The sequence below is a fragment of the Pseudomonas sp. 05N434 genome, from assembly GCF_056396965.1.
In genome coordinates this window covers 1-5,485 of sequence record NZ_JBFTMK010000411.1, presented here as the reverse complement: position 1 = coordinate 5,485, position 5,485 = coordinate 1, and the positions used below count along the sequence as shown (strand labels likewise).

Annotated in this window: 6 protein-coding genes; 2 read left to right on the top strand and 4 right to left on the bottom strand. The window is 60.8% G+C overall.

Features of this window, described 5'->3' with window-relative positions; all coding sequences use genetic code 11:
• Positions 1–2: 2 nt before the first annotated feature.
• Positions 3–1,370: a purine-cytosine permease family protein gene (locus AC1DLB_RS21980; protein WP_477785638.1), complete on the top strand. Its 1,368-nt coding sequence runs from the start codon at positions 3–5 to the stop codon at positions 1,368–1,370.
• Between the two features lie 137 nt (positions 1,371–1,507).
• On the opposite strand, the gene AC1DLB_RS21975 is transcribed toward AC1DLB_RS21980, so the two are convergent.
• Positions 1,508–1,930: an HD domain-containing protein gene (locus tag AC1DLB_RS21975; protein WP_477744649.1), complete on the bottom strand. Its 423-nt coding sequence runs from the start codon at positions 1,928–1,930 to the stop codon at positions 1,508–1,510.
• A 509-nt stretch (positions 1,931–2,439) separates the two neighbouring features.
• On the opposite strand from AC1DLB_RS21975, the gene AC1DLB_RS21970 reads away from it, so the two are divergent.
• Positions 2,440–2,733 (top strand): fructose-bisphosphate aldolase, encoded by a 294-nt coding sequence (locus tag AC1DLB_RS21970; protein WP_086946169.1) that lies wholly within the window; start codon positions 2,440–2,442, stop codon positions 2,731–2,733.
• A gap of 72 nt (positions 2,734–2,805) precedes the next feature.
• On the opposite strand, the gene AC1DLB_RS21965 is transcribed toward AC1DLB_RS21970, so the two are convergent.
• The 3 genes from AC1DLB_RS21965 to AC1DLB_RS21955 form a co-directional block, all read right to left on the bottom strand.
• Complete coding sequence (locus tag AC1DLB_RS21965; protein WP_477785637.1) at positions 2,806–4,239, bottom strand: isocyanide synthase family protein; 1,434 nt, start codon at positions 4,237–4,239, stop codon at positions 2,806–2,808.
• Positions 4,181–4,915, bottom strand: a complete 735-nt coding sequence (locus tag AC1DLB_RS21960) for an HAD family hydrolase (protein ID WP_477785639.1) — start codon at positions 4,913–4,915, stop codon at positions 4,181–4,183. Before AC1DLB_RS21960 ends, AC1DLB_RS21965 begins: the two co-directional genes overlap by 59 nt.
• Positions 4,915–5,485 (bottom strand): L-tyrosine/L-tryptophan isonitrile synthase family protein (locus tag AC1DLB_RS21955; RefSeq protein WP_477785636.1); only part of this gene is annotated, 571 nt, incomplete at its 5' end. The genes AC1DLB_RS21960 and AC1DLB_RS21955, both read right to left, overlap by 1 nt.

Genomic DNA, 5,485 nt, shown 5'->3' with positions numbered 1-5,485 from the left:
CGATTGGATACGTCCCCCCGGAAGATCGCCACGGAAAGGTAAGAGACCTGTTCACCCTCTGGTTCGGCGGCAACATCGCGCCGCTGCCCATCGTCACCGGCGCCCTCGGCGTGCAGCTGTTCCAACTGAACCTGGTGTGGGGCATCGTCGCCATTCTGGTCGGCCACCTGGTCGGCGGTGTGCTGATGRCCCTGCACTCGGCGCAAGGCCCGCAGATGGGCATTCCACAAATGATCCAGAGCCGCGCCCAGTTCGGCTCCCTCGGCGCCCTGCTGGTGGTGCTGATCGCCGGCATCATGTACATCGGCTTCTTCGCCTCCAACATCGTCCTCGCCGGCAAGTCCCTGCACGGCGTGGTCGACAGCGTGCCGGTGCCAGTGGGCATCGTCATCGGCGCGCTCGGGTCGGGCATCATCGGCATCATCGGCTATCGCTTCATCCACGTGCTCAACCGCATCGGCACCTGGGTGCTGGGCATCGGCATCGTGCTGGGCTTCGGCTACATCCTCACCCACGTACAGACCGCCGACTTCCTCACCCGCGGCAGCTTCAACATCTCCGGTTGGCTGGCCACCGTATCGTTGGCCGCGCTCTGGCAAATCGCCTTTGCCCCCTACGTGTCCGACTACTCGCGCTACCTGCCGGAAGACGTGCCCGTCGCCGCCACGTTCTGGACCACCTACCTCGGCTCGGCACTCGGCTCCAGCCTGTCGTTCATCTTCGGCGCCGTCGCGGTACTCGCCACGCCCGTCGGCATGGACACCATGGACGCGGTCAAACTCGCCACCGGCTCCATCGGCCCATTGATGCTCGTGCTGTTCCTGCTCAGCGTCATCAGCCACAACGCCCTCAACCTCTACGGCGCCGTGCTGTCGCTGATCACCCTGGTACAAACCTTCGCCTACCGCTGGATCCCCACCGCCAAGAGCCGCGCCGTCCTCTCGGTCATCGTCCTCGCCGGCTGCTGCTTCGCCGCCGTCGGCGCCTCCGCCGACTTCATCGGCCACTTCGTCGACATGGTGTTGGTGTTGCTCGTGGTGCTGGTGCCCTGGACCGCGATCAACCTGATCGACTTCTATGCCATTCATAAAGGTCATTACGACATTGATTCGATCTTCCAGGTCGATGGCGGGATCTATGGCCGATACAACCCGCAGGCGTTGTTGGCGTATGCGATAGGGATTGCGGTGCAGATTCCGTTCATGAACACACCGCTGTATGTCGGGCCGATCTCGGCGCACATCAATGGGGCGGATTTGTCCTGGGTGGTGGGGTTGTTGGTGACTTCGCCGTTGTACTGGTGGTTGGCGAATCGTGACACGGCTTACAAGCGTCGGCTGTCTACCGGAAAACTGGCCAACAGTCTGTAACCCTGTAGGAGCCAGGCTTGCCGGCGAAGACATCCTCAAATACGCCGTCGCCGGCAAGCCATTCCTCTGGAGCTGCCGAAGGCTGCGATTTTTTGATCCTGACGTCCGCTACGCTTGCAACGCGTTGCCAGCACTCGCTACGAACGCAACACCCCCATCGCCCGCCGATACTTCTCCACGCGCTCCAGATCGTCCCAGGACGGCTGCGCAATCCGCGACAAGTCGCTGTTCTCTTCCAGATCCGCCAGCTTCACCACCCGCCCGACCGGATTCTGCGCCGCGCGCTCGACGAACGCCTCGTAGGACTCGCCCGGCACCTTGGTCACCGACGCAATCGCCGTCAGCACCGCTTCGCTGAAGCCTTCCTTGCGCAGATCGTCAAGGCTGACGCCGCAGTCCTCGACCACGTCATGCAGCACCGCGACGATGCGCTCTTCCAGCGTGTTCACCCGCAGCATGACTTTCAGCGGATGCAGGATGTAAGGCGCCCCGCCCTTGTCCACCTGCCCTTCATGCGCCGCGGCGGCGATGGCAATGGCGCGTTCCAGTGTCTGACTCATGGGATTCTCCTTGGGTTAAATGCCGTAACGGCGCGGCCAGGATTTTGAAGTCTGCAAAATATGTAGGAATTTGCCCTTTGTGGCGAGGGGGCTTGCCCCCGTTGGGCTGCGAAGCAGCCCCAAACCCTGCTAGCCCGTTTCCTCAGACACACCGCAACGCCCGGTTTTGCGGCGGCTGCGCCACCGAACGGGGGCAAGCCCCCTCGCCACAGTGACCGCGTGTGGTCCTACAGCCCGGTTGCGGCTACCAAAATCACTGCCTAGAGTGGGTCTGTCGCTGAGCGAATTCAGCGATAGGGTTTCGCAGCCCTGCAGAAGATGACACACACCGTTAAATGACAACTGTGGCAAAATTTGCCGCCGTTACGTTTTATGGCGGCTGTGTGTGGGAGACCCTCGGGTCTGCCGGTTTTGTCTCTTCTCCGGTCTGCGAACCCGCACATAGCTGCCACCCATTTGTTTCGCAGCAGAAAGGTGGCACTTCATTTTCCTTTGAAGAGTTCAACCTTATGACTATGAACAAACCGCTCCGCCACTACTCCCCAATGTCCCACTTCGCCACCGACCACCCCGTCCTCCTCATCGACGCCGACGCCCCGATACGCGAACTYCACAGCTGCCTCAGCGAACGCCTCAACGCCGTCCTCAAATACCTCAACCTCATGGCCTGCACCAGCCTCCCCGACTATGCCGAACACGACATCAACACCGTCACCAACATCGCGCGGATCATGGTCCAGGATGTGAGCGATGTGTTTCGGGTGATTGAGCAGCGTGGGTTTGATACGCCCAAGGGTCAGTGACTTAATTTCAGTCGTAGAAAAACCGCATTACTGCGGTTTTTCTGCTTCCTGCTCCGACTCTGACAACAACAATCAGTAAACCTGCACCCGCCACAACTCCCGCGACGAAGAACCCGCCGACATCGGCAGCCGCCCGTGCAGCGTCCGATAGTTATCGATCAGCACCAAATCCCCCTCACTCCATTGATGAGCAATCAGACACTCCGGGTCATAAACCAGCGCATTGACCTGTTCCAGCAACGCCTGCTGAGCCTGCTCGTCATGGTCCTGAACCGACTGGCTCAAGGTCTGCAATGTCGAGTCGGTGCCCTCTTGGTAGCGCAGGATGAGCTCGCCGCTGCGGGGGTGGTGGTCCACCAGGCTGTACATGCGCGGCGAGCCGCCGAAGTAGGTCATTTTGGTGTAGTAGGTGATGTTCACGCCCTGCCATTGTCGGGCGACTTGCTGCCCGACTTTGCGCAGTACGTTGCGGCTGTCGACGATGGTGGTCTGGCCCTCGCCCGGCTGCGGCGCGGTCTTGCAGTACAGCATGAATTTGCTGGCGCAGAATTTCGGGTTGCGTTGAACTTGTGCGTCGCTGTCGGGCAGCATGTTCAGGTCCCAGTGCAACGGAGTTTTTTCCAGCGAGTGCACCACGCCTTGGGGTTTGTCCGCAGGCTTGACCACGTGGACGGCACCGAAGGCCCACTCGTAGAGCGTGCCGAAACGTTCGCAGCTGCGAGCAAAGCTATCCTGGTCGTCGAAGCGRCAGCCCTTGAGGCAGACGAAACCGAAGGTTTCCACCAGGGCTTCCAGCAGGCCGGTGGACAGTCGTTCAAAACCCAGCCCCAACGGGTCTCGCACCACCAGGCCAAACAGCGGAAGTTTTTGCAGTTCGTACTCGAAGCCTTGGGCCTGCGGGTTTTCTGCTTGATGGTAGAGCCATGGCCGCCCCTCATAGGTGACCAGCACATGGTGGTCGAGGTCGACCTGGGCGCGGGCGCGAAGGGTTTGGCCGCCATCCAGGTTGCACACCGGCACGGCATGCCAAGGGCTGTCCGCGCGGGTCAGCCCTTCGGCCAGGCCGAAGGTGAATTTGGGGCCGGCATTGTTGTATTGATGGACCGACAGGCGAATGTCATCGCCAAAGAAACGGTCCACCGCCGCGTTCAATGCGTGCCCGCGATACATCATTTGGTAGGCTTTGAAGTTGATTTGTTGCAGGTACTCGTCCTCGCTCTGCCCTTCTTCGCGGCACAGACGCAGGTCGTTGTAGAGGTGACTGCAGAGGTTGTCATGCGCCCGGCTGAGGGACTCATCGTCGCGGCTCTGCTCGATCAGGTCACCAAGGTTTTTCCACGGTAGACGGGCCTGCTTGATCAGGCTGGCGCGAACCGACTCGGCACTTTGGGCCTGGGGAAACAGGTCTTCCATGCTGACCCACTCAATCGTGTGGGTGGTGCACAGTTCACGCAACGCCCGGTTGTAAGCGGCGCGAACGTCGTCGGCCACGCCGACGATGCGCATGCGCAGCCCCGCAGGCTCGCTGCAAAACGCGCAGCAATTCGGCCGGGTGTTCACAGCACAAGTTCGGGGCCTGGGCCTGCAAGTCTGGTGTCAGGCCATAGCCCCAAGTGACTGCCGCCGAATACATGCCTGCAGCACGGGCCGTTTGCAGATCGATCTCCGTGTCACCGACGAACAAGCAGCGTTGCGGATCAACCGACAACCGCCGGGCGGCTTCCCATGCCACCTCCGGTTGCGGTTTGAGCGACCTGCCTGCGCGATGCCCCAGAATTGGCCCGAAAGCATTCTGCGGCAGCAACGTTCTGGAAACCTGCAACGCCATTTCCTCGGCCTTGTTGGTCACGATAGCCAGCGGTAGCTGTAACTGTCGGCAGCCTTCGAGCAATTCCAAGACACCGCTGAATGGACGGGAAAATTGAACCAGGTTGTGCTGATAGAGCGCCACATAGCGCTGGTGCAAGGCGACCGCATCGACTATGCCAAACTGCGCGGCGACCCGCTCGCTCATCGCCGTGGTGCCGCCGCCGATATACCCCCGCACTGTTTCCGAGGTCAGCGCCGGGCAACCATGTTCGAGCAGCACTTGGTTCAAGCACCAGGTGATGTCGGGCAAGGTGTCGACCAGAGTCCCGTCCAAATCGAAGAGTACGGCTTCGACCCGCAACCGAGACGCCATCATTGAGCACTGGCGTAGTGACAAGGACGCCCCTTGCGGAACACCAGGCGGTGATAGCGCTCATCGACATTGCTGCGTTTTTCGAGCGTGACCACACCCCGTCGCTTGATGGCCACCGAATGCCAGGGCGTACGCCACAGGTCACTGGTTGGCACCAACCGGATACCGATCTTCGTCGAGACCGCCAACTGCGGGTGAATCGACAAGCGCAGGCAATGCGGGTAACGCGCCTGCAACAGCGCCCCCCAGGCTTCACTGCGCTGGATCACCCGCTGCGAGGCCGGTTTGGCGACCTTCTTCACCGCGTTGAGGCTCATGCCAGCGAATACTTTCAGTCCCGAGTAATCCTCGGAAAGAAAGCGATGGATGCCGCAGTACATCAACATCATGTGCGGATCATCCTTGAAGCGCTGCTGCAACAAGATCAATGACTGACCGTGCTCGATCATCATCTCTTCACGCATGGCGTCCAGACAATCCAGCTGAGGGTAGGCATCCCGGAGATCGAAATGGGCAAACGTACCGCGGTAGTGCTGCTCGGCGTAGTGCTGGATAGCGTCGGTGTAGGCC